Source organism: Microbacterium sp. 4R-513, assembly GCF_011046485.1.
Classification (GTDB): Bacteria; Actinomycetota; Actinomycetes; order Actinomycetales; family Microbacteriaceae; genus Microbacterium.
The window spans coordinates 1,915,933-1,941,950 of record NZ_CP049256.1; the positions used below are offsets into that span (position 1 = coordinate 1,915,933).

The 26,018-nt window shown below is 68.9% G+C and carries 19 protein-coding genes; 11 read left to right on the top strand and 8 right to left on the bottom strand.

Annotated features, from left to right (window positions below):
• Positions 1-9 precede the first annotated feature (9 nt).
• From G5T42_RS08350 to G5T42_RS08370, 5 genes are all read right to left on the bottom strand, one after another.
• Positions 10-1,560 carry an ABC transporter substrate-binding protein gene (locus G5T42_RS08350; RefSeq protein ID WP_165127609.1) on the bottom strand — a complete coding sequence of 517 codons (1,551 nt, stop codon included), beginning with the start codon at positions 1,558-1,560 and terminating at the stop codon, positions 10-12.
• A gap of 74 nt (positions 1,561-1,634) precedes the next feature.
• Positions 1,635-3,404, bottom strand: coding sequence for a membrane dipeptidase (locus tag G5T42_RS08355; RefSeq protein WP_165127611.1), 1,770 nt, complete (start codon positions 3,402-3,404; stop codon positions 1,635-1,637).
• 1 nt (position 3,405) lies between these two features.
• A complete protein-coding gene (menC, locus tag G5T42_RS08360) occupies positions 3,406-4,506 on the bottom strand; it encodes an o-succinylbenzoate synthase (RefSeq protein ID WP_165127613.1) in 1,101 nt (366 codons plus the stop codon).
• A complete protein-coding gene (locus G5T42_RS08365) occupies positions 4,506-5,162 on the bottom strand; it encodes an SIS domain-containing protein (RefSeq protein WP_165127615.1) in 657 nt (218 codons plus the stop codon). The genes menC and G5T42_RS08365 overlap by 1 nt, the downstream gene beginning before the upstream one ends.
• Positions 5,159-5,890 (bottom strand): GNAT family N-acetyltransferase, encoded by a 732-nt coding sequence (locus G5T42_RS08370; RefSeq protein WP_165127617.1) that lies wholly within the window; start codon positions 5,888-5,890, stop codon positions 5,159-5,161. Before G5T42_RS08370 ends, G5T42_RS08365 begins: the two co-directional genes overlap by 4 nt.
• 110 nt (positions 5,891-6,000) lie before the next feature.
• Here G5T42_RS08370 and G5T42_RS08375 point away from each other — a divergent pair, with 110 nt between their 5' ends.
• On the top strand, positions 6,001-7,158 hold the full coding sequence (locus G5T42_RS08375; RefSeq protein ID WP_165127619.1) for a M20/M25/M40 family metallo-hydrolase: 1,158 nt from the start codon (positions 6,001-6,003) through the stop codon (positions 7,156-7,158).
• Between the two features lie 20 nt (positions 7,159-7,178).
• On the opposite strand, the gene G5T42_RS08380 is transcribed toward G5T42_RS08375, so the two are convergent.
• The gene (locus tag G5T42_RS08380) at positions 7,179-8,228 is read right to left on the bottom strand and encodes a LacI family DNA-binding transcriptional regulator (protein ID WP_165127621.1); all 1,050 of its coding nucleotides are present in this window, start codon (positions 8,226-8,228) and stop codon (positions 7,179-7,181) included.
• Between the two features lie 459 nt (positions 8,229-8,687).
• Between G5T42_RS08380 and G5T42_RS08385 the strand changes: the two genes are divergently transcribed.
• A complete protein-coding gene (locus G5T42_RS08385) occupies positions 8,688-11,567 on the top strand; it encodes a family 43 glycosylhydrolase (protein ID WP_241246020.1) in 2,880 nt (959 codons plus the stop codon).
• A gap of 230 nt (positions 11,568-11,797) precedes the next feature.
• Positions 11,798-14,215, top strand: coding sequence for a family 43 glycosylhydrolase (locus G5T42_RS08390; RefSeq protein WP_165127623.1), 2,418 nt, complete (start codon positions 11,798-11,800; stop codon positions 14,213-14,215).
• A 131-nt stretch (positions 14,216-14,346) separates the two neighbouring features.
• On the opposite strand, the gene G5T42_RS08395 is transcribed toward G5T42_RS08390, so the two are convergent.
• A complete protein-coding gene (locus tag G5T42_RS08395) occupies positions 14,347-15,894 on the bottom strand; it encodes an alpha/beta hydrolase-fold protein (RefSeq protein WP_206535738.1) in 1,548 nt (515 codons plus the stop codon).
• 22 nt (positions 15,895-15,916) lie between these two features.
• Here G5T42_RS08395 and G5T42_RS08400 point away from each other — a divergent pair, with 22 nt between their 5' ends.
• On the top strand, positions 15,917-17,092 hold the full coding sequence (locus G5T42_RS08400) for a LacI family DNA-binding transcriptional regulator (protein ID WP_241246021.1): 1,176 nt from the start codon (positions 15,917-15,919) through the stop codon (positions 17,090-17,092).
• Between the two features lie 88 nt (positions 17,093-17,180).
• Here G5T42_RS08400 and G5T42_RS08405 read toward each other — a convergent pair whose 3' ends face one another.
• Positions 17,181-18,224 (bottom strand): LacI family DNA-binding transcriptional regulator, encoded by a 1,044-nt coding sequence (locus G5T42_RS08405; protein WP_165127625.1) that lies wholly within the window; start codon positions 18,222-18,224, stop codon positions 17,181-17,183.
• 154 nt (positions 18,225-18,378) lie between these two features.
• Between G5T42_RS08405 and G5T42_RS08410 the strand changes: the two genes are divergently transcribed.
• The 7 genes from G5T42_RS08410 to G5T42_RS08440 all read left to right on the top strand — a co-directional run bounded on the left by G5T42_RS08410 (position 18,379) and on the right by G5T42_RS08440 (position 26,006).
• Positions 18,379-19,356, top strand: a complete 978-nt coding sequence (locus G5T42_RS08410) for a sugar phosphate isomerase/epimerase family protein (RefSeq protein ID WP_165127627.1) — start codon at positions 18,379-18,381, stop codon at positions 19,354-19,356.
• The gene (locus G5T42_RS08415) at positions 19,353-21,101 is read left to right on the top strand and encodes a dihydroxyacetone kinase family protein (RefSeq protein WP_165127629.1); all 1,749 of its coding nucleotides are present in this window, start codon (positions 19,353-19,355) and stop codon (positions 21,099-21,101) included. The genes G5T42_RS08410 and G5T42_RS08415 overlap by 4 nt, the downstream gene beginning before the upstream one ends.
• A gap of 3 nt (positions 21,102-21,104) precedes the next feature.
• A complete protein-coding gene (locus G5T42_RS08420) occupies positions 21,105-21,566 on the top strand; it encodes a ribose-5-phosphate isomerase (RefSeq protein ID WP_165127631.1) in 462 nt (153 codons plus the stop codon).
• Positions 21,563-22,516 carry a 3-hydroxyacyl-CoA dehydrogenase family protein gene (locus G5T42_RS08425; RefSeq protein ID WP_165127633.1) on the top strand — a complete coding sequence of 318 codons (954 nt, stop codon included), beginning with the start codon at positions 21,563-21,565 and terminating at the stop codon, positions 22,514-22,516. Before G5T42_RS08420 ends, G5T42_RS08425 begins: the two co-directional genes overlap by 4 nt.
• Positions 22,517-22,714: 198 nt before the next feature.
• A complete protein-coding gene (locus G5T42_RS08430) occupies positions 22,715-24,085 on the top strand; it encodes an extracellular solute-binding protein (protein WP_165127635.1) in 1,371 nt (456 codons plus the stop codon).
• A 71-nt stretch (positions 24,086-24,156) separates the two neighbouring features.
• The gene (locus G5T42_RS08435) at positions 24,157-25,083 is read left to right on the top strand and encodes a sugar ABC transporter permease (RefSeq protein ID WP_165127637.1); all 927 of its coding nucleotides are present in this window, start codon (positions 24,157-24,159) and stop codon (positions 25,081-25,083) included.
• Positions 25,080-26,006, top strand: coding sequence for a carbohydrate ABC transporter permease (locus G5T42_RS08440; protein WP_165127639.1), 927 nt, complete (start codon positions 25,080-25,082; stop codon positions 26,004-26,006). The genes G5T42_RS08435 and G5T42_RS08440 overlap by 4 nt, the downstream gene beginning before the upstream one ends.
• The last annotated feature ends 12 nt before the right edge of the window (positions 26,007-26,018 follow it).

The window sequence follows — 26,018 nt, forward strand, 5'->3', positions numbered from 1 at the left end:
GGTCTCGGCTCACTCGGACTTCCAGATGGTCTCCAGGGCGTAGGTGCCCCACAGAGTCAGCTGGATGTCGCGCACGGTCTTCTGTGCAGCGCCGAGCGAGGGAAGGTGGCCGAGGGCGATGAAGGGGGCCTGCTCCGAGTAGATGTCCTGCAGGGCGGTGATCGCCGCCTTCTTCTCCTCGGGATCCGCGGTCTGCTGGTAGGCCGCCACCTGCTCGTCGACCTCGGGGGAGGTGAAGCCGGTGAACATGCCGTCCGTCGCCGTGACATACGAGATCGGGTCGGAGACGTCCGGAGAGATGGCGTTGTAGGCGAAGGAAGCCAGCTGGTAGTCGCCGTTGGTCAGGTTGGTGTATCGCGCCCCGGCGTCCTGCGGAACGAGGTTCACGGTGATGCCGATCTCCGCGAGGTTGTCCGCGACGATCTGGGCCAGCAGCGTCGCGCTGCCCTGGCTGGTGAAGATGAAGTCGAGGGTCTCGGGGACATCCTTGCCCTTCAGGAGCGACTTCGCCTTCTCGAGGTCCTGCGAGAAGTACGGCGAGCTCGGTGCAGCCCAGTTGGCGAGGTTCGTGGGAAGCGCGCCGGTGGGTGCCGAGCCGTATCCGCTGTAGACGCTCTTGAGGATCGCCGGGTAGTCCAGTGCGTAGCCGATCGCCTGGCGGACGGCGGGGTCGGACAGGGCCGGGTCGGCGGTGTTCATCAGGAGCAGAGGCGTGTTGTGCTCCGCGACGGGCAGCACGAGTGACTGGTCGAGACCGCGCGCGAGAACGGGGCTGATCTCGTCGGCGACATCGATCTGCTTCGACTTCAGCTGAAGGGAGAGCGAATTGGAGTCCGCCGCGTAGGAGCTCACCACCTTGTCGAGGTAGGGCTGGCCCTCCTTGTAGTAGTGCGGGTTCTTCGCGAGCACGATGTCACCGGTGGACGACCAGCTCTCGACGGTGAACGGGCCGGCACCGATCGGCTCCTGCCAGAACTCTTCGGCAGAGCGGCCCCCGAAGTCGGCGGGGATGACACCCGCGTTCGCCCACGAGAGGAACGCCGGCAGCGACGTGTCGGGGTTGGCGAGATCGAAGCGGATCGTGTGGTCGTCGATGACCTCGGTTCCCTCGATGCCCCCGTACACGGCGCCGTAGTTCGGGCCGTCCTGCCACGTCTGCACCGAGAAGGCGACGTCGTCGGCGGTCACAGGCTCTCCGTCGCTGAAGGTCGCTTCGGGGTTCAGCGCGATCGTCAGCTGCGTGTTGTCGTCGTTGTAGGTCCACTCGGAGGCGATGCCCGGCTCGAGGTCCGTGCCCTCGGCGTTCGTCCGGATCAGCGGCTCGAGGACCGCCTGCGACAGCTGGAAGCTCGAGTTGAGAGTCTCCTGGTCGAGTTCGAAGCCCTCGAACAGGTTGCCGCGCGCCACAGTGAGGGTGCCGCCGGCGACCGGCTCGCCGGCGGCGGCGGGAGCCTCTTCCCCCGATGCCGCGCCGGAGCAGCCCGTCAGCAGAAGCGTCGCAGCGACGGACACGACTGCGAGCGCGCCCGCGGTGCGGGCGTGAGTCCGGGAGTAGTTCATTCTTTCTCTCCGATTGGTATCTGATTTTGAACTGGATTCAAGGTAGGTGGATGGAAGGAGTCAGACAAGCGGCGTTACTCGTTCGATATGTCGCGCGCGCGGCGGAACGCGGCATCCGTCGCCTCGAGCACCCGGAGGATGTTGCCGGACGCGAGCGCGATCAGCTCGCCCGGAGTCCAGCCCCGCCGCCGGAGCTCTGCGAAGAGCGCCGGATACGCCGAGACGTCGCCGAGCCCGTCGGGAGTGAGCGTCGTCCCATCGAAGTCGCCGCCGATGCCCACGTGCGCGATTCCCGCGACATCGCAGGAATGCTCGATGTGGTCGGCGACATCGACGAGACGAGCGATCGATGCCGGGTCCGGCGTGCCGTGCGCCGCCTCTCCGCGCGTCGCCGACGGGGTGACGAACGCCGGGACGAACGTGATCATCTGCACTCCGCCGTTGTCGCGGAGCCGCCGCAGGACGTCGTCGGGGACGTTCCGGTCGTGCGCCGTGACCGCCTGGGTAGACGAGTGACTGAAGACCAGCGGGACCGACGCGATATCGAGGACGTCGTGCATCGTCGCGACGGAGGTGTGGGAGAGGTCGACGAGCACGCCGCACCGCTCGAGTTCGGCGACCAGCTGCGCGCCGTGGACACTGAGCCCGTCGTGGAGGGGGACGTCGGTGGCCGAGTCGGCCCACATCGTGCTCGCATTGTGCGTCAGGGTCATGTAGCGCACGCCCGCACGAGCGAGACTCGCGACGTTGGCCAGCTCGCCCTCGAGGCAGTGCGCCCCCTCGGAGCCGATGAGGCACCCGATCCGGCCGCGTCGGATGGCGCTGCGCACGTCGGCGGCGGTCGGGGTGATCTCCAGGTCGGCGGAGGCGGCCTCGACGACCTCGCCGAGACGGTCCACCTGCTCGAGGACCGTCTGGAGGGCTCGGGGCGTTCCATCGGGAACCCAGACCGACCAGAACTGCGCTCCGACGCCGCCCCGGCGCAGGCGATCGAGGTCCGTCTGGAGCTCCGGGATGCCGGTGACGAAGCGGTGCGGGTCGATCCGGCGCTCGCGCATCTCCCACAGCAGATCGTTGTGGCCGTCGATGACGAGCAGCGGCCGGGTGCGGGCGGTGTCGACCACGATGCGCGAGAAGTTCGCGACGAGGCGCCAGCTCGCGTCCCGCAGCTCCGGCTCGGCTTCCCCGGCCGCGACGCGGAGCGACGCGAGGTCCACTCCCTCATCCCGGAGCGCCGCCTCATCCCAGTCGTCCAGACGACTCACGGGCGCCTCAGGGTGGAACTGGACGCCCCAGGCCGTGCGGCCGATGCGGAAGGCCTGGTACGCGCAGTCGTCTCCTTCGGCGAGGTGCACCGCGCCCGGGGGCAGGCTCGTGATCTGGTCGCGGTGGTTCTGAAGGACGGGGAAGACCGGATCGAGGCCGTCGAGGAGCGGGTCGTCGCCCGACTCGGGCCGCCGGCGGATGCGCACGAGCCCGCGCTCCGGTGTGCCGAACGCCCCCTGGACCGCGCCGTCGGCCACGGCGGCGAGAAGCTGCGCGCCGAGGCAGATGCCGAGCAGCGGAACACCCTCCTCGATGCACCGCATGGCCAGGCGGCGCTCTCGGGCAAGCCACGGGGCGCGATCGTCGTCGTACGGCAGAAGTCCTCCGCCGAGCAGCACGACACCGTCGTACCGGTCCGGGGTGTCCGGGATCCGGGCGTCCTCGACGATCGTGCACGTGACGGCCGACTTGTCGAGCCAGTCGACGAGGTTGCCCGGCCCGCTGCCTGCGGAGTTGACCACGATGAGCACGCGCGCCCGGGGGGCGCGACGGCCGGCGGCCGCGACGTCAGCCGACATCTCAGACCACCTCCATCTCGGGTGCGATCCGCTCCATCACGACCTCGTGACCGAGCCCCGGGCCGCGGGGCACGTCGACGAGGCCCGCACGGGCGACGACGACCGGTTCGATGACATCCCTCGCGTAGTACTTCTCGGAGCCCGAGACGTCCGAGGGGTAGTGGAATCCGGCGAGGGAGGACAGCGCGACATTGGCGGCCCGGCCCACGCCGAACTCGTGCATCCCCCCGCACCAGACCGCTATGCCGGACTCCTGCGCCATCCGATACGCCTTGAGCGCGGGCGTCAGGCCGCCCATTCGCGACACCTTGATGTTGAGGACGGTGCCGGCGCGGAGCGCGATCATCGTGGCGAGGTCTCCGGTGTCGACGACCGACTCATCGAGGCACACCGGCGTCGAGACCGACCGCGCCAGGTCGGCGTGGGCGACGAATTCGCGCGGAGCGAAGGGCTGCTCCACCATGGCCAGATCGAACGCGTCGAGGCGCTTGAACCGGGTGATCGAGTACGACCCTGTCGGGTAGCCGCCGTTCGCGTCGACGTGCAGCAGGATGCCGGGGAAGGCGTCGCGCACGGCGCGGACCGGCTCGACATCCCACCCGGGCTTGATCTTGAGCTTGACGCGGGGGTACCCGCCGTCGACATGGCGCTGGACCTGTTCGAGGAGTCCGTCGATCGTCGGCTCGATGCCCAGCGAGACGCCCGCGGCCACCTGTCGGCGGGTGCCTCCGAGCGCGGAGGACAGAGAGACCCCCTGCATCCGGGACCACAGATCCCACGCGGCGATGTCGAAGCCGGCCTTGGCGAACTCGTGGCCCCGCACGATCCGCCATCGCTCCGCCAGTTCGCTCGGGTGCGTCCAGGGGCGGGCGAGGGTCAGGGGGACGAGGTGATCCCGCCCGATCATCTCGGCGGTTGCGACCGTCTCGGACGAGTAGAACGGATCGGTGGGCGACGCGATCTCGCCCCATCCCACCTCGCCGGACTCGTCGGTCAGCCGTACCAGGATGTGCTCGATGGCGGACTTGCGGTGCGAGCTCGTCTCGAACTCGTGCACGAGGGGGAGAGAGACCCGGAAGAGGTCGACGTCGGTGACGCGCATCAGGCACCGGCCTCTCGAGGGCGGACGGAGTAGTCGAGGAGCTGCTCCTCGAGGACTTCTCGCGCGTTCAGCCGGCGACGCGCGCCCTTGGCGCGCGCTGCCGCCAGAGTGGACAGCACGTGGCCGACGAGCGTGATCGTGGTCGGCGAATCCAGGTGCGAACCGCCCTCCGTCGGCACGACGATGACGCTCGTCGCGAACGACGCGATGGGGGAGTCCGCTCGATCGGTGATCGCCACGACGTTGGCACCGGCCTCCGCGGCCATCCTCGCCACGGCGATGGTGTGCCCGCGGTACCGGCGGAACGAGAAGGCGACGAGGGCGTCGGTCGGCCCGAAGTCGGTGAGCGCGTCGATCGAGTCCTCGGGGTCCGATCCGAGGAGGGCGACCCCGCCCAGGGCCGCCCGCAGGGAGTGCTCGAAGAGAGCCGCGTGGAAGTGGCTGCGCCCCACGCCGATCACGGTGCGGCGTCGTGCCGCTACGAGATCGATCGCGGCGGTGAGGACCGCGGGATCCTCCTCGATGCTGCGCAGGGCAGTGAGGACGTTCGTCCGCTCAGCCTCCACGAGCTGGCCCCGCAGCGTCTCGGCCGAAGACCGCCGCCGGAGCCGGTCGTCGTAGCGGAGTGCGGGCGTGTCGGGGCTCGAGACGGTCATCGGGAGTCCTCCTGGCAGACGTAGGCGAAGACGCCGGGCGCGATCGGCGCGCAGCGCGTGACGGCGAGCCCATCGTCGAGCAGCTGTCGCAGCGACCCCGAGAGCGCGGCTCTCGTGGCAGGGGACATCGGGCCGTCGCCGGGAGCCGTGATCGCGGCCGTGCGTTCGCCGAGGACCTGGACGGTGCCGAAGAGTTCGACGGACGGATCCACAGCGGGCGCGAGGCGAGCCTCGTGCGCGACACCGTCCCACTCCACGATGAGCCGGTCGGATTCGCCGTCGTCGTAGAAGTCGCGGCGGAACCACCGCGCTCGCGCGCCCAGCTTGTCGAGGTTGATGCGCGCGTTGCGGAGGTTCGCCGGATCGAATGCCCAGCGCATGCGATCCAGCCCGTTGCGCCTCGCCTCGTGAAGCTGCGCGTGCTTGAGCGCCGTGCCGACCCCGCGCCCACGCCAGCCCGCGTCGACGCAGGCCGCCTGCGAGAAGAGGTAGCATCGACCGTCCTCGACCGCCGGGAACCCGTACACGAACCCGACGAGCTCTCCCTCGGCAGACCAGGCGCCCATGTTGACGCCGCCGGCGTAGCCGATCGCAAGCATGAGCTTGCTGTTGAGCGAGAACCGGTCGTCGTATCCGAAGACGCGACGGTACAGGGCTGACGCGGCATCGAACTCCGCGCGACCCGTCAACGGGGCGAGTTCGGCGCTGAGCTCGACGGGTGCAGTCATACTGATCACAAGATGGAACGGTAAGCGTCCGGCATCCGATTAATCAAGCGTTAGCCACGATTATTTGTTACAAATAAGTGACGACGCTCGACGATGAGATAGGAAGCCCCATGGACGCGCTCGCCTCCCCGGTCCACGACGATGGACTTCGGGATGCCGCGCGCCGGCGCCTCGAGGAGCTCGTGCGGTGCGAGACGCCCAGCGGCGACATCGACGCGCTGGAGCGCTTCGCCGGCCTTCTGGAGTCGCGGTGGAGTGATCTCGGCGTCCGGTCGGTGCGGACCGGCACCGCCGGCGGTCCTGTCCTCGTCGGGGATCTGCCGGGACGTGGCTGGGGCGAACGGCTGGCGCCGGTGCTCCTGATCACCCATGCCGACACCGTCTGGCCGGTTGGAACCCTCGAATCCCGGGTTCGGTGGCGGCGCGAAGACGGCCTCGTCCGCGGGCCCGGCATCTTCGACATGAAGTCGGGGATCGTGATCATCGAGACCGTCGTCGGCCTCCTGGCAGCCGCCGGACAGCCTCATCCGCCCCTGCGCATCTTCGTCGCGCCCGACGAGGAGACCGGATCCGCCCACTCCGCGCCCTTGCTGCAGGAGGCGGCGGTGGGCTGCGCCGCCGGACTCGGGTTCGAGTCTCCGCACCCGGATGGCGCGCCCAAGGTCGGGCGCTTCGGGAGCATGAGGCTGCGCATCAGTGTCACGGGGCGGGCAGCGCACGCCGCGCTCGATCCCGGTCTCGGGATCTCCGCCATCGATGAGCTCGTCGATCAGCTGCTGGTCGTGCGCCGGCTCGTGGAACCGTACGCGACGGGCGACCAGCCGGTCCTGCTGAACGTCGGCCGTGTCGAGGCCGAGGGGAAGACGAATGTCGTCTCGGCGCGCGCGGTCGCGGAGATCGGGCTGAGGTTCGCGCGGCAGGATCAGGAGGACGACCTGCTGCCCAGGATCACGGGGCTGCACCCGGTCCGCCACGGCGCGATGGTCGACATCGAGGTGCTGTCGCACCGGCCGCCGTGGGCGTCGGAGCCGCGCGATGCCGCGCTCGCGGCGCGACTCTTCGGAGGTGACGCCGGCCGACCGGCCCGAGGCTCGGCCGACACGAACATGCTGGCCGGCTCAGGGCTTCCGCTCGTCGACGGGCTGGGCGCGAGGGGAGCGGGCGCGCACGCCGACCGTGAGCACATCGTCGAGGAGTCGCTCTGGGAGAGGGTGGCTCTCCTCCACCATGCCTTCACGGATGAGCATGCGTGGAGCGGGAGCGCCTGACCCTCCGGGCCGGCCGGCGCTCAGCCGAGCGCGTCGCGGGTCGTCTCACGGAGCACCAGGCTCGCTGCGGACATGATCCGCTGCGGGGATCCGAGACCCGCTCCGGACAGCCGACGCAGCATGAGGTCGACGATCGCGTCGGCCATCTCTTCGTTGCCCGGCTCGATGGTGGAAAGCGCGGGCGTGTGGAACCGACCGCCCGTGACATTGTCGAAGCCGATGATCTGCACCTCGCCCGGGATGCGCCGGCCGTCTTCGTTCAGCGCGCGGACCGCTCCCATCGCATTCGCATCGGTGAGGGCGAAGATCCCGTCGAACGGCGTCCCTGCATCGAGGAGGGCTCGCACGTGGTGGTAGCCGTCGGCGATGTGCAGCCCGCTGTCGACGATCAGGTCCGGCCGGACCGGCACACCGACCGCTTCGTGCGCATCGAGATAGCCGCGGGTCCGCAGCGTCTCGACGGAATCCCCCTCCTCGGTCGCGCCGCCGAGGGCGACGATCGACCGGGCGCCCCGCGCGAGGAGCGCTTCGGTGGCGAGTCGGCCGCCTCCGCGGTTGTCCATGACGACATGGTCGAAGCGGGCGGAGAGAGCGCGTTCGCCGAGGAGCACGATCGGCTTGGACGGAGCGATGACATTGAGGTCCGCCGATTCGCTCGCGGCGACCGCGAGGATGAAGCCGTCATACGTCTCGAGATGCGACGCGGCGAGGGACTCCACCTCGGCGGTGAGCGCGCCGCCCGTGTTCTCGACCACCATCCGGACCCCGTGCGCCGCGAAGCGATCGGCAAGCCGGTCCGCGAGCTCCCCGTAGTACTCGAGGGCGAGGAGGGGCAGACCGAGGCCGACGATGCCCGTGCGGCCCTTTCGGAGCGAGCGGGCGCTCTGATTGAGGCGGTAGCCGAGGTCGTTGATCGCCTCGACCACGCGCTGGGTCGTCTCGGCGCCCACCCGGGCGGACCGGCCGTTGACGACGTTCGAGACGGTCTGCGCTGACACGCCGGCTCGCCGGGCGACATCCTGCATGGTGATGTGCGCCGTGGTCTCAGCGGATCCGGGCTCGTGGTCCATCAAATCGCGTCACGCCTGTTCGAGTAGAAGCGACTCTACTGCTCGAGGGGCTCCCGACGCCGTCGGCACACGGTGCGCGCGGTCGTGGAATGGAATAGATCGTGGCGGCAATCCGGCGGGATTCTCGCGCCTCCTGGGTTTGTCGATAAACCAAATCGGGCCGATGCCTTGCAGTCCCACTCGTGTGACCGCTAACATCCCCAGTACCGCAACTCGGATGCAGCGCACGGAGCCGTGAGCAGGACGAGGACGCCACTGTCCGAAACGCCCCGACAAGCGGTCCTTCGGTGCGCCTCCGCACCGCCGGGAGATCGAAGTTGATCGATAAAGGAGACGGTCGTGAAGGCATCCATCCCGCTCGCCCCGAGAAGATCCGCAGCGAGGAGCAATCGAACCCTCTCTGGGTCCGGACGCTCCCCACGACCGCTCCGCGGCATCGGTGCACTCAGCGCCGCACTCGTGACCGCCGCGCTTCTCATCGCCCCCACGTCGGCGAACGCGGCCGCGGATCCGTGGAACCCGGACTCGGGCTATACCTCGACCGACAAGGGCGACGGCACGTACACGGTGCCGCTGCTCAACGCCGACGTTCCGGACGTCTCGGTGGAGCGCGTGCCCGCGGCTGAGAACGACGAGGGCCGCGACATCTACTACATGATCAGCACCACGATGCACCTGAGTCCCGGTGCCCCGATCATGAAGTCCTACGACCTCGTCAACTGGGAGATCGTCAACTACGTCTTCGATCGCGCGAACATCGGAGACGCCTTCTCGCTGCGCAACGGGCAGACCTCCTACGGTGAGGGCCAGTGGGCCTCGTCGATCCGGCACCACGACGGCAAGTGGTACGTCGCGTTCAACACCAACAACCTCGGCGGCTCGTACCTCTACGTCACGGATGACATCGACAACGGCTCATGGGAGCGCATCGCCCTGGGGCGCGCCTTCCACGATCCGTCGCTCTTCTTCGACACCGATGGCACGCCGTACATCTTCTACGGCTCGGGGTCCACGAGCGCCGTCAAGCTGTCGAGCGATCTCAAGACCGTCGTGGCCGAGTACCCGCAGATCCTGCGCACCTCGGACTATCCCGGCGCCTCCTTCATCGGCGGGCTCTTCGAGGGCGCGCAGGTGCAGTACATCGACGGAAAGTACTACATCGTCATCATCACGTGGCCCTCCGGTCAGGGCCGGCAGGTGGCCCTCTTCCGGTCGGACTCCCTCCTCGGCCGCTACTCGACGGCGGACGGGAGCAACTCGTACGAGGCGAAGGGCGTGCTCAATTCCAACGGGTTCGCACAGGGCAGCCTCGTCCCCGTCGCCCGCGAGGGCGGCGGCACGGACTGGTGGGGCATGTTCTTCCGCGACACCTTCCCGATCGGACGCGTCCCGGCGCTCATCCCGGCCACCTGGTCGAACGGGTGGCCCACCTTCGGCAACAACGGATCGGTCCCGGTCAACGGCTCCTTCACCAAGCCGATCGCGCTGTCGCCCGAGGAGGCGCTGTACGAGCGGCAGAAGAGCATCGTCGTCTCGGACGACTTCCAGAACGATGCACCCGATCGCGCCTACATGCACGAGAACTGGACGATCCCGGCGGCCCCCGATGTCGACCAGTCCCTCCTCGGGGTCGAGCTCCTCGCGAATCCCGGCTTCGAGAACGGCGCGACCGGGTGGACGGTGAACGACACGGCGACGGTCGCTCCGTCGACGGATGCCGCGACCGGCAGCGGTTCGCTGCAGGTGACCGCTCGTCAGACGACGGGCTCCGGCCCGGCACAGGACGTGTCCGGCAAGGTGCAGCACAACGTCACGTACGACATCTCGGCGAAGATCAAGTACGAGAACCCGAACAGCCCCGCGACGAAGCAGTTCTTCGTGACCGCTCGCTACGGCAGCACTTTCACGAACCTCGCCAGCGTGACCGCGACCCGCGGGCAGTGGGCGACGCTCTCGGGGAGCTTCACGGTTCCGGCATCCCAGAGCCTGGCGTCGATGCGGATCTTCATCGAGACGCCGTGGACGAGCAACGCGAACGCCCAGGCCGCGCCCGACACGCATCTCATGGACTTCAAGGTCGACGACGTCTCCCTCAAGGGGCGCCCGCTCACGACCGAGCTGCCGAACGCGGACGAGATCGCGCCGAACGGCTCTCGGCTCGCGCTGCCGTGGGAGTGGAACCACGCACCCGACAACCGCTACTGGTCGCTCACCGATCGCGACGGCTGGCTGCGGCTGACCACCGGAAAGGTCGTCACCGGCGGGTACAGGCACTACAAGCTGGCGAACGACGACGAGGCGACCTATCTCGAGGAGGCGCGAAACACCCTCTCGCAGCGCACGTTCGGTCCGCGGCAGTCGGCTGAGACGAAACTCGACATCTCGGGCATGAAGAACGGGGATGTCGCGGGCCTGGCCGCCTACAACCGGGGCTTCTCGTACGTGGCCGTGAAGCGCGTCAACGGCGTGAACACCGTCGGGGTGGTCAACCGCGTCCAGCCCTTCACCGCGGCGATCGACCAGGCAGCGGTCGAGAGCTTCCTGCCCGGTACGACGGCGGCCCTGGGCACGGCCACCGAGGTGCACCTCAAGGCCGACCTCGACTTCGCTTCTCCCGTCGGGCAGCTCTGGACGACCTTCTATTACAGCCTCGACGGCGTGACGTGGACGCAGCTCGGCAGCCGGGTCGGTCCGCAGACGCTCGACGGCACGCTCACGCATTTCATGGGGCACCGCATCGGGCTCTTCGACTACGCGACTCTCGAGGCCGGCGGCCATGTGGACTTCGACCACTACCTCCTGAGCGACACGCTGACCTCGCAGAACGTGCCTCTCGACACGAGCGACCTCGACGCGGCGATCGCCTACGCGGGAACGCTCCGCGAAGGCGATTACCCCGCGAACGAGTGGGCCGAGATGCGCGAGCTGCTCGCTGCCGCGCAGGCGGCCCGCGCCGGACAGCTGGGCACGCAGAACCAGATCGACGCGCCGGAGCGCGCATTGAGCCTGCAGCTGGCGAAGCTCGGCGTCGTGAAATCCGCCGAGCCGTCGCTGGATGTGTCGGTGGTGGCGGGGACGCGCTGCGTGGCGGGGAAGACGGTCGTGACGGTGCAGGCGACGAACGGTGAGGCGGTGCCGGTCGCGGTGTCGCTGTCGTCGTCGTTCGGTGCCAAGTCGATCGCGGCGCTCGCTCCGGGCACGAGCACGGCGCAGGCGTTCACGTCGCGTCAGGTGTCGGTGCCGGCGGGTTCGGTGTCGGCGGAGGTCTCGGCGACGGTCGACGGGAAGCCGATCTCGGTGACCGTGGACGCACCGTACGCCGCGCGGTCCTGCGGCTGAAAGAGCTGGTGGCCCGGGGCACTGCGCCGTCCCGGGCCACCGCACATCGGAGAACGGCGCAGGCACCCTCTCGCGACGAACAAGGCGTCGGCGAGCAGCGCTTCGCTTCGGAGGACCGCGGACGCGGCATCCATTTCGCAGCGGATCAAGGCCCCCAGGCCGGGGGCCGGCAGAAGACACCCGGCCTGGGACTGCAGGAAATCGCAGAACAAGGAGGATATCTGTTGAAAATGAGACTGGACAGGCGGACCGGGCATCGGTTCGCCGCGATGGCGACGGCAGGCTTGCTGCTCGTCGCAGGACTGGCCATGGCCGGCCCGGCATCGGCTGCCGATGAGGAGCTGATCACCAACGGCGGGTTCGAGAACGGGACCACGGGGTGGTTCGCGAACAACGGCAACGCCGCCGACGGCGCGACTCTGGCCCTGACCACCGACGCCTACGCCGGCGCCAGCGCCCTGCGGGCCTCCGCCCGCAAGACCACGGGGTCGGGGCCGATGCAGGACCTGTCGGGCAAGCTGCAGGCGGGCAGCACCTACACGGTGAAGGCGCGGGTGAAGTACGACAACCCCAACAGCCCCGCGACGAAGCAGTTCTTCGTCACGATGCACTACGGCGGGGGGACCTACACGAACCTCGGCTCCGTGACGCCCCAGCGCGGGCAGTGGGGCTACATCAACAGCACCTTCACGATCCCCGCGACGCAGAGCACGGCGACGACGCGCATCTTCATCGAGACGCCGTGGGTGGACTCGGCGACCGCTACGGCCGCCCCCGACACCCACCTCATGGACTTCACGGTGGACGACGTGTCGCTGGTCGGAACGCCGCCGCCTCCGCCGCCCTCGAAGACCATCGAGGTCGTCGGCAAGCTGCCGGGCGAGCACAACCCCCTCATCGGCCACAAGTTCGGAGCCGACGGGTTCGGGTTCGTCGACAACGGACGCGTGTACATGTACATGACGAACGACACGCAGGGCTACGCACCCAACCCCCTCACGGGCATCTCGCCGTCCATCGACTACGGCAAGATCAACCAGGTCACCCTCATCTCGTCGACCGACCTCGTGAACTGGGTCGACCACGGTGAGATCCAGGTCGCCGGTGCCACCGGCGTCGCGCCGTTCACGAACAACTCGTGGGCCCCCGGCATGGCGAAGAAGACGGTGAACGGGAAGGACAAGTACTTCCTCTACTACGCCAACGGCGGCGGCTCGAGCAACGTCATCACCGGTGACAGCCCGCTCGGACCCTGGACGAGCGAGCGGACGAGCACGCTCATCAACAGCAGCACCCCCGGTGCGCAAGGCGTGAACTGGCTCTTCGACCCGGCGCCCCTCGTGGACGACGACGGCCGGAGCTACCTCTACTTCGGCGGCGGCCCGGCTTCGACGAGCTTCCCCGCGGCGGAGCGGTTCAACAACCCGAAGAACATCCGCGTGATCGAGCTGGGCGACGACATGATCTCGACGAAGGGCACGGCGGCCGTCGTCGACGCCCCCGTCGCGTTCGAGGCATCCCAGGTGTTCAAGCGGAACGGCAAGTACTACCTGTCGTACTCGTCGCACTTCGGCGGCTCGGACTTCGGCGGCAACCAGACGCCGCTTCCGGGGTACCCGGGCGGCGGGCAGATCGGCTACATGATGTCGGACAACCCGATGTCGTGGCCGAAGGAGGCCTACGCCGGCGTGCTGTTCCCGAACCAGTCGCAGTTCTTCGGCGCCGGCACCGGCGGCAACAACCACCAGTCGGTGTTCGAGTACGAGGGCAAGTACTACTTCACGTACCACGCGCCGACCCTCAACAAGCGGATCAACGGCAACACGACGCAGGGTTACCGAAGCCCTCACATCGAGGAGCTGACGTTCAACGCGGACGGGACCGCGAAGCAGGTCGTCGGCACCTACAAGGGTGTCGACCAGGTCCGCAGCTTCGATCCGTACCGCGTGTTCGAGGCCGAGACCCTCGGGTGGAGCAAGGGCATCGCGACGGCGAAGATCGCCGGCCCGAGCGGCGAGTTCGGTGCGACGGCCCCGAACCTCGCGGTGACCGACGTCGACAACGGCGACTGGACGGCGCTGTCGGCCGTCGCCTTCGGCGACACCGGGGCCTCGTCCGTCACGGTGAAGGTCAAGCCGGCACAGGCGGGCGGCTCCATCCAGGTGCGCTCGGGCAGTGAGACCGGTGCGGTGCTCGGAACGCTCCCGGTCACCGGGACTGCCGGGCAGTGGACGGAGATCACGGCTCCGCTCGAGGGTGCGACCGGCACGAAGGACGTGTTCTTCACGTACTCCGGCCCGAGCGGCGACCTCTTCGAGCTCGACTCGTACTCGTTCACCGCGGCTCCCGCGGCGCCGTCGCTGGATGTGTCGGTGGTGGCGGGGACGCGCTGCGTGGCGGGGAAGACGGTCGTGACGGTGCAGGCGACGAACGGTGAGGTGGTGCCGGTCGCGGTGTCGCTGTCGTCGTCGTTCGGTGCCAAGTCGATCGCGGCGCTCGCGCCGGGCTCGAGCACGGCGCAGGCGTTCACGTCGCGTCAGGTGTCGGTGCCGGCGGGTTCGGTGTCGGCGGAGGTCTCGGCGACGGTCGACGGGAAGCCGATCTCGGTGACCGTGGACGCACCGTACGCCGCGCGCTCCTGCGGCTGAGTGGAACAGAGCGGCCCGGGGCACTTCGCCCCGGGCCGCTCTTGCGCGCTCACGGCCGGGGGAGGCCGCGTGCCGCAGAAGAATGCGGGCTGCCGGCGAGATCCGCCGACAGCCCGCACCTATGGGGTTGCTTACTGCTGCCAGTAGCTCAGGTTGAACGTGAGCTTCTGGCCGATCGTCGTCAGGTCGGCCGCCTGGGCGGCGGTCAGCTTGCCGGCGGTCTGGAACTCGGCGACCTGGGTGAGGAAGCCGTTGAGCACCTCGAGGGCACCCGCGGTGTCATCCTTCGTGACGAGCTTCAGGGCCTGGTCGAGCTTGACCGTGAGCGCGTTCGTGTTGCCCTTGTTCAGACCCGCGGCCGCGACCGACGTCTTCAGCGTGTCGACCTCGTCCTTGATGAAGGCCTCGGGGTGCCACAGGTAGTCACGCGCGAACGTCGTGAACATCTGGTTCCACGTGTTGAAGTCGTGCGCACCCGCCACGACGACGTTCTCGATGAAGCCCGCATCGTCGAGCGCGGCGACCGCATTCGCGTTCGGAAGACCGAAGTCCCAGCGCCCGCCGCCGAAGAGGATGTAGGGCGCCGCGAGGTTCGGCGTCGTGGCGCGGACGCTCACACCGCCGCTCCACGGTCCGTAGTACCCGAACTCGTCGGCGTCGAAGTTGATCAGGTTCTGCGTCACGAAGCTGCCTGCCGACAGACCCGCGAAGGCGCGGTCGATCGCGTCGGTCGAGACGTTGTAGTTCGACTCGACGAACGGGATCACGACGTTGCGGAGGTTGGGGTACCCCTGGTTGGCGGCGCCGAGGTAGTTCGTGTTCGTCGTGATGACGACCGCCGGCTCCGTCGTGCCGTCCTGGATGAGGTTGTCCATGATGACGGGGACGTCACCCATGTTCATCCAGTCGGACTGGTCCTGGCCGCCGCCGTGCTGCATGTAGATCGTCTTGTACGGCTCGGCCCGGTTCGGGTCGTAGTTCGGCGGGAGGTAGACGCCCATCGTGCGCGGGATGCCGTTCAGCGGCGCCAGACCCGGGATCTCGACGTAGCTCCACGTGCCCTTGGGCGAGTCGGCGCGCGGGAGCTCGATCTGCCGAGCAGCGAGAGGTGCGAAGTTCTGCTTGGCGTCGTCGTAGGGCACGAAGACCTTGTTGAAGGCGCGGCGAGCCGTGCCGGTCAGCCCGTCGGGCGCGAAGATCGGCGAGTTCGCCGGGTCGGCGACCCATAGGTTGGTGTTGTTGTCGACGTAGAACCAGTACTGGTTCGCGCCGGCTGCGAGCGGCACGTCGGTGACCCAGTAGCCGTTGCCTGCGTTGGTCATCTCGACGTCGTACCCGCCGCCACCCCGCATGAGGCCCGGCTTGTACTGCGACGGCTGATAGATCGTCGGGTCCGTCTGGTCGGCCCAGTTCCTCAGCCTGATGTCGGCTACGAAGCGGACGCTCGTCGCCGTGGGGTTGTAGTAGACGAAGTGTCCCGTGTATCCCGTGGGCGAGTTCGGGTCGGCGGTGACCGTGGGTCCCGGCGTCAGATCGACATCGTCCGCCTGAGCGGCGAGCGGCGCCGTGCTCAGGATCATCGCGGCAGCGAGACTCAGTGCCGCGACGGCTTTCATGCGGCGGGCACGCCCACCGCCTCCGTCCTCGTGGCGCCTCGTCTTGGGTTGCAGAGCTCTCATCACTGTTCCTCCTTGAATAGCCGTGGAGCGCCCCGAGGTCGCTCGACGTCGCCAGGCTAGCCACGGTTTACGACGTTGTAAAGGAGGAATTTACGACGTTGTAAAGTATCATCGGCTCGCGCGTCGACGAGTCGACGTTGCCGGCCCCGTCGACCCGACCGATTGGAACTCCATGGCCCGCGACGCCGTCTCATCACGCGGTCGACCCAGCATCTACGACGTCGCGCTGCGCGCCGGCGTCTCGCACATGACCGTCTCCCGGGTCATCAACGATCAGCCGAACATCAGGGAATCGACGCGTCAGCACGTCAAGCGGGTCATCGCAGAACTCGGCTACCAGCCCAGTTCCGTGGCGCGGGCTCTGGCGAGTCGGCACTCGAGAAGCATCGGCGTGATGGTGGATGCCGCGGACCACTACGGGCCGAAGAACACCCTGCTCGCGATCGAGCGGGCGGCCCGGGAGACCGGCTACACCGTCGCGACGTTCTCGATGAGCGGCGAAGAGGGGAGCGCACGGGAGGGGTTCGCCGACCTGGCCGGCCACGGGGTGGACGCGGTGTGCATGATCGCCCCGCGGATGTCGTCGCTGGCCGCGGTGATCTCCGCGCCACTGGACGTTCCGACCATCGTGATCGGAGATGTCGAAGGCGACCCGTCGCTGATCACCGTCGCCGTCGATCAGGGCTACGGCGCCGCGCTCGTCGCGGAGCACCTGACCGGGCTCGGCCACCGCTCGCTCCTGCACCTGGCCGGACCGCTCGACTGGATCGATGCGAAGGCCCGCGAACGCTCGTGGCGCCGGGAGATGGATGCTCGTGGGCTGGCCCCGCACATGGTCGTCGGCGACTGGACGTCCGACTTCGGCTACGACGTGGGGGCGCGGCATCCGCTCGTCGAAAGCGTCTCGGCGATCTTCGCCTCGAACGACCAGATGGCTCTCGGGCTTCTGCACGGCCTGTCGACGCGGGGCCTGCGGGTGCCCGAACACATCGCGGTGGTCGGATACGACGATGCGCCGGAGTCCCGGCACCTGCTGCCGCCCCTGACAACCGTCCGGCAGGACTTCGGCGCCGTGGGTACGGCCGCGCTGCGCGCCGTCTTCGACGCCCTCGACCGGCAGCCGGTCGAGCCTCGGCAGCGCGTGCGTCCGGAGCTGATCGTGCGGTCGTCGTCCGCGCCGCCGGCGGAGCGCGCCTGACCGGACGACGACCCAGCTCTCGCGGAGGCGGATGTCTCCCGCCCCCGAGCGCGCCGCGACGGGGCCGCCCTCGCCTGCCGCGTGGCGCCTAGTCGGCGTCGTCGGTGCTCGCGAAGCCGGTCGACTCGCGGCGGACGATGCGGAACGCCGGCTTGAAGGTCTCGGGCGGCCGGCGCTCGCCCTTCTCGTTGATGCGCTCGATCAGGCGGTCGACCGCGATCGCGGCGATCTCGTCGCGGCCGGTGTCCACCGTCGACATGGACGGCACCGAGTACTTGCTCTCGTCGATGTTGTCGAAGCCGATGACCGCGGCGTCGTCGGGCACGCGGAGCCCCTCTTCGCGCAGCGCGCGCAGCACACCGAGGCCGAGCGTGTCGTTGAGGGCGAAGACGGCGTCGAAGTCGACGCGCTCCTGGATCATGAGGTGCGTCGCCGCCGCGCCGCCCGCCCGGTTCCACTGCGACATCGCCGTCGGGCGGACGAGCGTCGGGTCGAGGTCGATGCCGGCCGCCTCCAGCGCGCGGAGGTAGCCGCGCAGGCGCAGGTTGGCCGAGTTCGGCTCGTCACCGCCCCGCAGGTCGGCGCCGATGAGCGCGATCCTCCGGCGCCCGATCTCGAGCAGGTGCTCCACGGCGGCCTGCGCCGACGACATGTTGTGCATCGTGACGTGGTCGGTGGGTCCGTCGAAGATGCGCTCCCCGAGGAGCACGAGCGGCCCGTCCACCGTGAGCGCGGCCGCGTCGTCCTGGCCGAGGCTCACCGGGCTGAAGAGCAGTCCGTCGAGAAAGCGCGGGCGGCTCGTCGACACGGCGCGCAGCTCGGCATCCCGCTGTCCGCTCGTCTGCTCGACCATGACGCCGAGGCCGCGCTTCTCGGCGGCCCGGATGACGGCGTCGGCGAGCTCGGCGAAGTAGTTCTCGCGGAGGGACGGCACGGCGAGGCCGATGACGCCCGTGCGGCCCGAGCGCAGACCGCGGGCGGAAAGGTTCGGGCGGTAGTCGAGCTGGACGATCGCCTCGTTGACGCGATCCCTCGTGCCCGGCCGCACGTGCGGGTAGTCGTTGATGACGTTGGACACCGTTTTGATCGAGACGCCGGCGACTCGCGCGACATCGTGCATCGTCGGTCCCATCGGTGCTCCCGCCTGCCCTTGGATTTCTGTACTCTACTGCGTCCGCGTCGTCTCGATCGCCGGCCTCCATCCGCCTCCGGAAGCCCTCCCAAAGCAAAAGTGCAACGTTGTATTTTACGGTATCGTGCCCGTGTGCGAGTCGCGGAGGACGGACATGCTGACAGCTGACGATTGGCCGATCGCCGGGGCGATGCTCCCCCTCGGGGATGCTCATCCGGGGCCGGACGCCGCGGACGCCGCCGAGCGGTGGCTCGCCGATCTGACGGAGGTCGCCGACGCAGGCTTCACGCACGTCGACCTCACCGACTCCTGGGTGCGCTACGGCGACCTGGACCCCGAGCAGGCGGGCGCCCTCCAGGACTGCCTCGAGTCGGCGGGCCTGACCGCCGCGTCGCTCTCGGCCATCCGGCGCAGCGTCATCGACGAGCGCCACGGCGACGAGCACCTCGCTTACGCGCACCGGACCATCGACTACGCCGCGTCCGTCGGCATCCCCGTCGTCTCGGTCGGCCTGCACCGCGCGCTCACGCCGGAGCAGCGCGAGCAGCTGTGGTTCTGGACGGTCGAAGGCCACCGCGATCCCTTCGGCGACGCCGACGCGTGGAAGCTCGCGGTCCGGCGCCTGCAGGAGCTCGGCCGACATGCCGGCGAGGCGGGACTGCTCCTGTCCCTCGAGCTCTACGAGCACACCTTCCTCGGCACCGCGGAGTCGTCCGTGCGCCTCGTCGAAGAGATCGGTCTCGACGTCGTGGGACTCAACCCCGACATCGGCAACCTCATCCGCCTGCACGAGCCGGTCGAGCACTGGCGGGCGATCGCCGAGGCCACGATGCCGTACGCCAACTTCTGGCACGTCAAGAACTATGCGCGGGATGAGGATGCCTCGGCCGGCCTCTATTCGACCGTTCCGACATCGCTCGAGCTGGGCGTGATCGACTACCGCGAGGCGGTGAAGATCGCCGTGCGCAACGGATTCCAGGGCGTCATCTGCGTCGAGCACTACGGCGGCGACGGTCTCAGCGTGAGCGCGACGAACCGGGACTATCTCCGCCGGCGAGTGCTTCCGCGTCGCGACTACGTCGTGGGACGCAGCCGCGTCCGACAGTCGCACGCCGGCGGGGGCGCGCGATGACCCGGATCTTCGCGCACCCCGACTCGTTCGTCGCGGATGCCCTGCGCGGCTTCTCCCGGGCGCACCGCGACGAGGTGGCCCTGGTCGAGGGAGGCGTCGTGCGCGCGCAGCCGCTCGCGCCGGGGCGGGTGGCGGTACTCATCGGCGGCGGCTCCGGCCACTACCCCGCCTTCGCCGGTTTGGTGGGGCCGGGCCTCGCAGCCGGCGCGGTGTGCGGCAACATCTTCACGTCACCCTCGACCGCCCAGGCGCTGCGCGTTGCGCGCGCGGCGGGCGCGGGCGGCGGCATCCTCTTCACCTACGGCCGCTATGCCGGTGACGTCATCCACTTCGGGGAGGCGGAGCGGCGCCTGCGTGAGGAAGGCGTCGACGCGCGCACCGTGCTCATCACGGACGATGTGGCCAGCGCGCCGCCGGAGGCGGCCGACGAGCGACGGGGGATCGCGGGGATCCTCTGCGTCTTCCACATCGCGGGAGCGGCGGCCGACCGCGGCGATTCGCTCGACGAGGTGGAGCGCCTCGCCATCCTCGCCAACAGCCGCACGCGGAGTCACGGCATCGCCTTCGGAGGCTGCACGCTTCCGGGCGCGGACCATCCGCTGTTCGAGGTGCCGGAGGGTCAGATGTCGATCGGCCTCGGCATCCACGGGGAGCCGGGCATCCGGGACGTCCCCCTGCAGTCGGCGCCCGAGCTCGCCGTCACCCTGTGCGAGCCGCTGCTCGCCGAGCGCCCCGACGACGGCGCCCGCGCGGTCGTGATCCTCAACGGCCTCGGATCGGTCAGATACGAGGAGCTCTCGGTGCTGTTCGGCTTCGTCGCCCAGCACCTGGAGGAGCAGGGCGTCGAGATCGTCGAGCCCCAGTGCGGCGAATTCGTCACGAGCCTCGACATGGCGGGCGTCTCGCTGACGGTCATGTGGCTCGACGACGAGCTCGAAGAGCTGTGGTCGGCACCAGCGAGTGCGCCGGGCTTCCGCAACCGCTCGGTCGCGCGGGCCGAACGAACCGAGCCCCGATCCGGTGAAGGACCGGTCGCCGAGCCCGCCGCGCCACCCGCCGCGCCGGCGGCCGCGGCGGCGCCCGCGACCCCCGCGTCGCGCGAAGCGGCCGGGGTCGCGCGCAGGATGCTGCGCAGCGCGCGCGAGGCGGTCGCCGGGCAGGAAGGCCGACTCGGCGACCTGGACGCGATCGCCGGAGACGGGGACCACGGGATCGGGATGCTTCGCGGCCTCACCGCCGCGGTGGAGGCCGCCGATGCCACCGCACCCGAGACGGGCGTGCGCGAGCTGCTGCAGGCGGCGGGCGACGCGTGGTCGGACATGGCCGGCGGCACCTCGGGTGCCCTCTGGGGCGCGGCGCTGGCAGAACTCGGCTCGTCGCTGGGGTCGCGCGAGAGGTACGAGCCGGCAGACGTGGCCGGCGCCGTGGCGGCCGCGCGCGCTCGCATCGCGGCGGTGGGCGGCGCGAGCCGTGGCGAAAGGACCATGCTCGACGCGATGATCCCCTTCGAGGAGGTGCTCGCATCGGCGCTCTCCGCGGGCGACGACCTGACGTCGGCGCTCACCGCTGCTGCGGAGGCGGCGCGCCGGGGCGCGGAAGCGACCTCCGGCATGACGCCTCGTCGTGGCCGCGCGCGCCCGCTCGCCGAGCGGAGCATCGGGCACCCCGACCCGGGGGCGATCTCGTTCTGGATCATCGCCGACGACATCGCGAGGGCCGTCGCGGCCGGCGAAGAGGGGGAGTGAGCGATGGGTTTGACCATCGTGGTGGGAGCCGATGACGCGGGCTTCGCCTATAAAGAGGTGCTGCGCGATCTCCTCGCCGCCGATCCGCGGGTGACCGAGGTCATCGACGTGGGCGTCGGCAGCGACGACCCCACGCCGTATCCGCGCGTGGCCGTGAAGGCGGCGACGATCGTTTCGCGCGGTGAGGCGGACCGGGCCCTCCTCATCTGCGGAACGGGTCTCGGCGTCGCCATCGCGGCGAACAAGGTCCGAGGCATCCGTGCCGTCACAGCGCATGACAGCTACTCGGTCGAGCGATCAGTCAAGAGCAACAACGCGCAGGTGCTCACGCTGGGAGCGCGTGTCATCGGCCTCGAGCTCGCCAAGAAGCTCGTCGACGAGTGGCTGGCGCACACGTTCGACCCCGGCTCCGCATCGGCCGCCAAGGTCGAGCTGATCGATCGATACGAGGAGGATCCACGATGATCGCCAAGACCGCTGTCGTCGGCTCGGGCTACATGGGCGGCGGGATCGCCCAGGTGCTCGCCCTGGCCGGAAGGGACGTCGTTCTCGCCGATGTCAGCGCCGAGCTCGCCTCGGGGAATCGCGAGCGCATCATCGGCGAAGCGCGGGCCCACGCCGCTCGCGGCATCTTCCCGCCGGACGCGGCGGAGCGGATCGCGGATCGCGTGGCCGCGGCTCCGTCGATCGAGGACGCCGTCGCCGACGTCGACTTCGTCGAGGAGGCGGTGCCCGAGGTGGTCGAGATCAAGCACCAGACGCTCGCCCGGATCAGCGACGCCTGCCGACCGGACGCCCTCATCGGCAGCAACACGTCGACGATCTCGATCGGCACGCTGGCCGAGGCGGTCGGCGGGCCGGAGCGCTTCCTGGGAGTGCACTTCAGCAATCCCGCACCGTTCATCCCGGGCGTCGAGGTGATCCCGCATGCGGGGACGAGACCGGATGCCGCGACCCGCGTCGTGGAGCTCCTCCGCGAGTGCGGCAAGGTCGGAGTTCCGATCGCCGACGTGACGGGCTTCGTGCTCAACAGACTGCAGTACGCCCTCTTCGGCGAGGCCGCCCGGCTCGTCGAGGAGGGCGTCGCGACGCCGGAGGCGATAGACCTCATCGCCCGCACCACCTTCGGATTCCGGCTGCCGTTCTTCGGCCCGTTCGCGATCGCCGACATCGCAGGGCTCGACGTCTACGAGTTCTGCTACCAGTCCCTTCATGGCGCATATCCCGACCGGTTCTCGGCACCCGGAATCCTCACAGAGCATGTCGAGCGCGGGGAGAAGGGCATGAAGACCGGGGGCGGATTCCTCGCCACCCCTCCCGAGCGGGCGGGGGAGCTCGCCGCGTATCGCGATGAAGCGTACGCGGAGCTGACGAGCCTCCTCCAGCGACTCGGCGAGGCGCCCGTCGACTACTGAGGCCCCAAGTTTCGGAGCCTCCGCAGGAATTTCCGACGATCCCTTGACACCGGCGGAACCTCAATGCCAAAGTTCTTACAACGTTGCTCTACAACGTTGTAGACCAACTCCCGACCGGAGCCGCTGACCCCCGCGCGCCCCGAGGGGAGCAGGTCGCGCACCGACGAAGAAGTCCAGCAAAACCGAAAGGAATCTCCAGTGAAGACGAATCCTGTCCTTGCTGTGGTGGCCACCCTCGCCCTTGCCGGCGGTCTGGCCGCGTGCTCCGCCGGAGGGAACGACGGCGGATCCACCGGTGGTGGCGGCGGCAACGCAGACGCGAACTGCACGAACACCATCAAGAAGCCCGATGCGCCGCTCGTGACGCTCTGGGCCTGGTATCCCAACTCCGAGGCCGTCGTCGACAACTTCAACGAGGAGCACGACGACGTCCAGGTCTGCTGGACGAACGCCGGCGCCGGTGGCGACGAGTACGACAAGTTCCAGACCGCCGTCTCGGCGGGCAGCGGCGCCCCCGACGTCGTCATGGTCGAGGCCGACCGCATCGCCCCCTTCCAGGTGCAGGACGCGCTGGTCGACCTGAAGGACCTCGGCTACGAGGACGTCAAGGACAACTTCAGCGAGGGTGCCTGGAAGGACGTGTCGGTGGGCGACGGCGTCTACGGCGCGCCGATCGACGGCGGCCCGATGGGCATGATCTACCGCAAGGACGTCTTCGAGAAGTTCGGCGTCACCCCGCCCACGACGTGGGAGGAGTTCGAGGCGGCCGCCCAGAAGGTGAAGGATGCCGGGGGGCCGGTCTTCGCGAGCTTCGCCGCGAACCAGCCCGCCGAGGTCACGGCGCTCATGTACCAGAACGGCGCCGAGCCGTTCTCGTACGATCCCGCCAAGGAGGGCGAGATCGGCATCAACCTCAACAGCGATGAGATCAAGGAGGTCCTCGACTACTGGGCCGGTCTCGTCGAGAAGGGCCTCGTCGGCACGGAGGACCAGTTCACCCCCGAGTACATCGCGGGCGTGATCAACGGCGACTACGCGACCTACCTCTCGGCCGCCTGGGCGCCGGGCTACCTGCAGGGCGCAGGCGTCGGCGAGGGTGCGGACGCCGGTGTGTGGGCCACCGCCCCCATGCCGCAGTGGGACCCGTCCAACCCGACCGCCATCAACTGGGGCGGCTCAGCCTTCTCCGTGACGAAGCAGGCGAAGGACCCGGAGCTCGCGGCGAAGGTCGCCTTCGGGGTCTACGCCGACCAGAAGTCCCTGGACGACGGCTGGCAGAACCAGATCATCTTCCCGCTGAACCAGGACGTGCTGAAGTCCGACGAGTTCCAGAACTACGAGGTGCCGTTCTTCGGCGGGCAGCAGGCCAACAAGGAGGTGTACGTGCCGGCGGCCAACGCCTACAAGGGGATGACCTACACGCCGATCGGCCAGTACTACTACTCCGCGCTGACGAAGCAGATCGCCGCCATCAACGAAGGAAAGGCGACCGGCTCCGAGGCGGCCGACGCCCTGCAGAAGGACGTCGTGGCCTACGCGGAAGAGCAGGGGTTCACCGTCACCCAGTGACCTGAGCTCGGGGGCCGGTCCGCGCGAGCACGGACCGGCCCCCGTGCATCCCTCACAGACTCGGAGAAATCATGACCGCCTCCACCACGACTGCGGTGCCGACCAAGCGCCGCAAGGCGACCGCCGCACGTCAGAACCTCACCGGATGGCTCTTCGTCGGGCCGTTCGCGATCATCTTCCTGGCCCTCCTCGTCCTGCCGATCGGGTACGCGCTCTACCTGAGCCTGTTCCAGAAGTCCCTCATCGGGGGCACGCGCTTCGTCCTCTTCGGCAACTACGTCAAAGCGTTCAGCGACCCGTCCTTCCTCAACGGCGTCGGATTCGTCATCCGCTTCTCGCTGGTGCTCATCCCGCTGCAGATGGCGATATCACTGGCGATCGCGCTGATCCTCGACATCGTCATCACGCGCTTCGCCCGATTCTCGCGCCTCATGATCTTCATGCCCTACGCGATCCCGACCGTGATCGGCGCCCTCATGTGGGGGTTCCTGTACAGCGACAACTTCGGGCCGCTTGCGGAGATCTTCGAAAGTTTCGGGAGACAGGCGCCTGATTTCCTGAGCAGCAGCCTGATCTTCTACGGCCTCCTCAACATCGTCACGTGGCAGTGGGCCGGCTATTACATGATCATCCTGTTCGCGGCGCTGCAGGGGATCGATCCCACCCTCTACGAGGCGGCGCGCATCGACGGGGCATCCCAGTGGCAGATCGTCCTGCGGATCAAGATCCCGCTCGTCGCGCCGGCGCTCCTGCTGATCCTCGTCTTCGCGCTGATCGGCACCCTGCAGTTCTTCAACGAGCCGAAGATCCTCCAGCAGCTCGCCGCCGGGGCGATACCCGACGACTTCACGCCCAACATGTACGCCTACCAGCAGGCCTTCTCGCTGGCGAACTACAACTACGGCTCTGCGATCTCGTTCGCCCTCGGAGCGGTCGTCTTCGTCTGCGTGTACATCTTCCTGTTCGCCACCCGCAAGCGAGGGAGCTTCTTCTCATGAGCGCCACCCCCGTCGAGCTCACAGACACCCGTCCCCAGCCGCGCAAGCTCATCGAGCGTCGCTCGGCTCCGCGCACCCGCGGTCGCGTGCCGCTGAACATCGTGCTCGCGCTGCTGATGATCTACTTCCTCATCCCGTTCTGGTGGCTGATCGTCAACAGTTCCAAGACCTCCGCAGGGCTCTTCGGCGGGGGCAGCTCGCTCTGGTTCGCCGATGACATCAACTACCTGGGCAACCTCGTCGACCTCTTCACGTACAGCGGAGGGATCTACGCCCGCTGGCTGGCCAACTCCGCCCTGTACGCGATCGTCGGCGGCGTCGGTGCGACCGTCCTCGCCGTCCTCGCCGGCTACGGCTTCGCCAAGTACCGGTTCGGCGGCCGGCGCTTCGCATTCGCGATCCTGCTCGGGTCGGTCATGGTGCCGACCACGGCCCTCGTCATCCCGACCTTCGTCCTGTTCGCCCAGGTGGGCTGGACGAACACGATCTGGGCCGTGATCTTCCCGACGCTGCTGAACCCGTTCGGCGTGTACCTCATGAACGTCTACGCTCGGGATGCCGTGCCCGACGAGCTTCTCGACGCCGCCCGCGTCGACGGCGCGGGGGAGTTCCGATCGTTCTTCGTGGTCGCGCTGCCGCTGCTGCGCCCGGCGATCGTGACGGTGCTGCTCCTGTCGATCGTGGCGTCCTGGAACAACTACTTCCTGCCCCTCGTGATGCTGTCGGACAACCGGCTCTTCCCGGTCACCGTGGGCATCGGCCTATGGCAGTCCACGGCGTCGACCTACGGGGCGGCGGGCGGACAGAGCCTGTGGAGCATCATCGTCCTCGGCTCGCTCGTCTCGGTGATCCCGCTCATCATCGCGTTCCTCACCCTCCAGAAGTACTGGCGCGGGGGGCTCGCCATCGGAAGCCTCAAGTGACCCGCGGCCGCC

Excerpts from the sequence above, each read along its gene's own strand:
- G5T42_RS08355 (WP_165127611.1), bottom strand. The coding sequence starts at position 3,404 with ATGTCGGCTGACGTCGCGGCCGCCGGCCGTCGCGCCCCCCGGGCGCGC.
- G5T42_RS08415 (WP_165127629.1), top strand. The coding sequence starts at position 19,353 with ATGACCCGGATCTTCGCGCACCCCGACTCGTTCGTCGCGGATGCCCTG.
- menC (WP_165127613.1), bottom strand. The coding sequence starts at position 4,506 with ATGCGCGTCACCGACGTCGACCTCTTCCGGGTCTCTCTCCCCCTCGTG.
- G5T42_RS08365 (WP_165127615.1), bottom strand. The coding sequence starts at position 5,162 with ATGACCGTCTCGAGCCCCGACACGCCCGCACTCCGCTACGACGACCGG.
- G5T42_RS08380 (WP_165127621.1), bottom strand. The coding sequence starts at position 8,228 with ATGGACCACGAGCCCGGATCCGCTGAGACCACGGCGCACATCACCATG.
- G5T42_RS08420 (WP_165127631.1), top strand. The coding sequence starts at position 21,105 with ATGGGTTTGACCATCGTGGTGGGAGCCGATGACGCGGGCTTCGCCTAT.
- G5T42_RS08425 (WP_165127633.1), top strand. The coding sequence starts at position 21,563 with ATGATCGCCAAGACCGCTGTCGTCGGCTCGGGCTACATGGGCGGCGGG.
- G5T42_RS08440 (WP_165127639.1), top strand. The coding sequence starts at position 25,080 with ATGAGCGCCACCCCCGTCGAGCTCACAGACACCCGTCCCCAGCCGCGC.
- G5T42_RS08435 (WP_165127637.1), top strand. The coding sequence starts at position 24,157 with ATGACCGCCTCCACCACGACTGCGGTGCCGACCAAGCGCCGCAAGGCG.
- G5T42_RS08375 (WP_165127619.1), top strand. The coding sequence starts at position 6,001 with ATGGACGCGCTCGCCTCCCCGGTCCACGACGATGGACTTCGGGATGCC.
- G5T42_RS08350 (WP_165127609.1), bottom strand. The coding sequence starts at position 1,560 with ATGAACTACTCCCGGACTCACGCCCGCACCGCGGGCGCGCTCGCAGTC.
- G5T42_RS08395 (WP_206535738.1), bottom strand. The coding sequence starts at position 15,894 with ATGAGAGCTCTGCAACCCAAGACGAGGCGCCACGAGGACGGAGGCGGT.
- G5T42_RS08405 (WP_165127625.1), bottom strand. The coding sequence starts at position 18,224 with ATGGGACCGACGATGCACGATGTCGCGCGAGTCGCCGGCGTCTCGATC.
- G5T42_RS08370 (WP_165127617.1), bottom strand. The coding sequence starts at position 5,890 with ATGACTGCACCCGTCGAGCTCAGCGCCGAACTCGCCCCGTTGACGGGT.
- G5T42_RS08390 (WP_165127623.1), top strand. The coding sequence starts at position 11,798 with ATGAGACTGGACAGGCGGACCGGGCATCGGTTCGCCGCGATGGCGACG.
- G5T42_RS08410 (WP_165127627.1), top strand. The coding sequence starts at position 18,379 with ATGCTGACAGCTGACGATTGGCCGATCGCCGGGGCGATGCTCCCCCTC.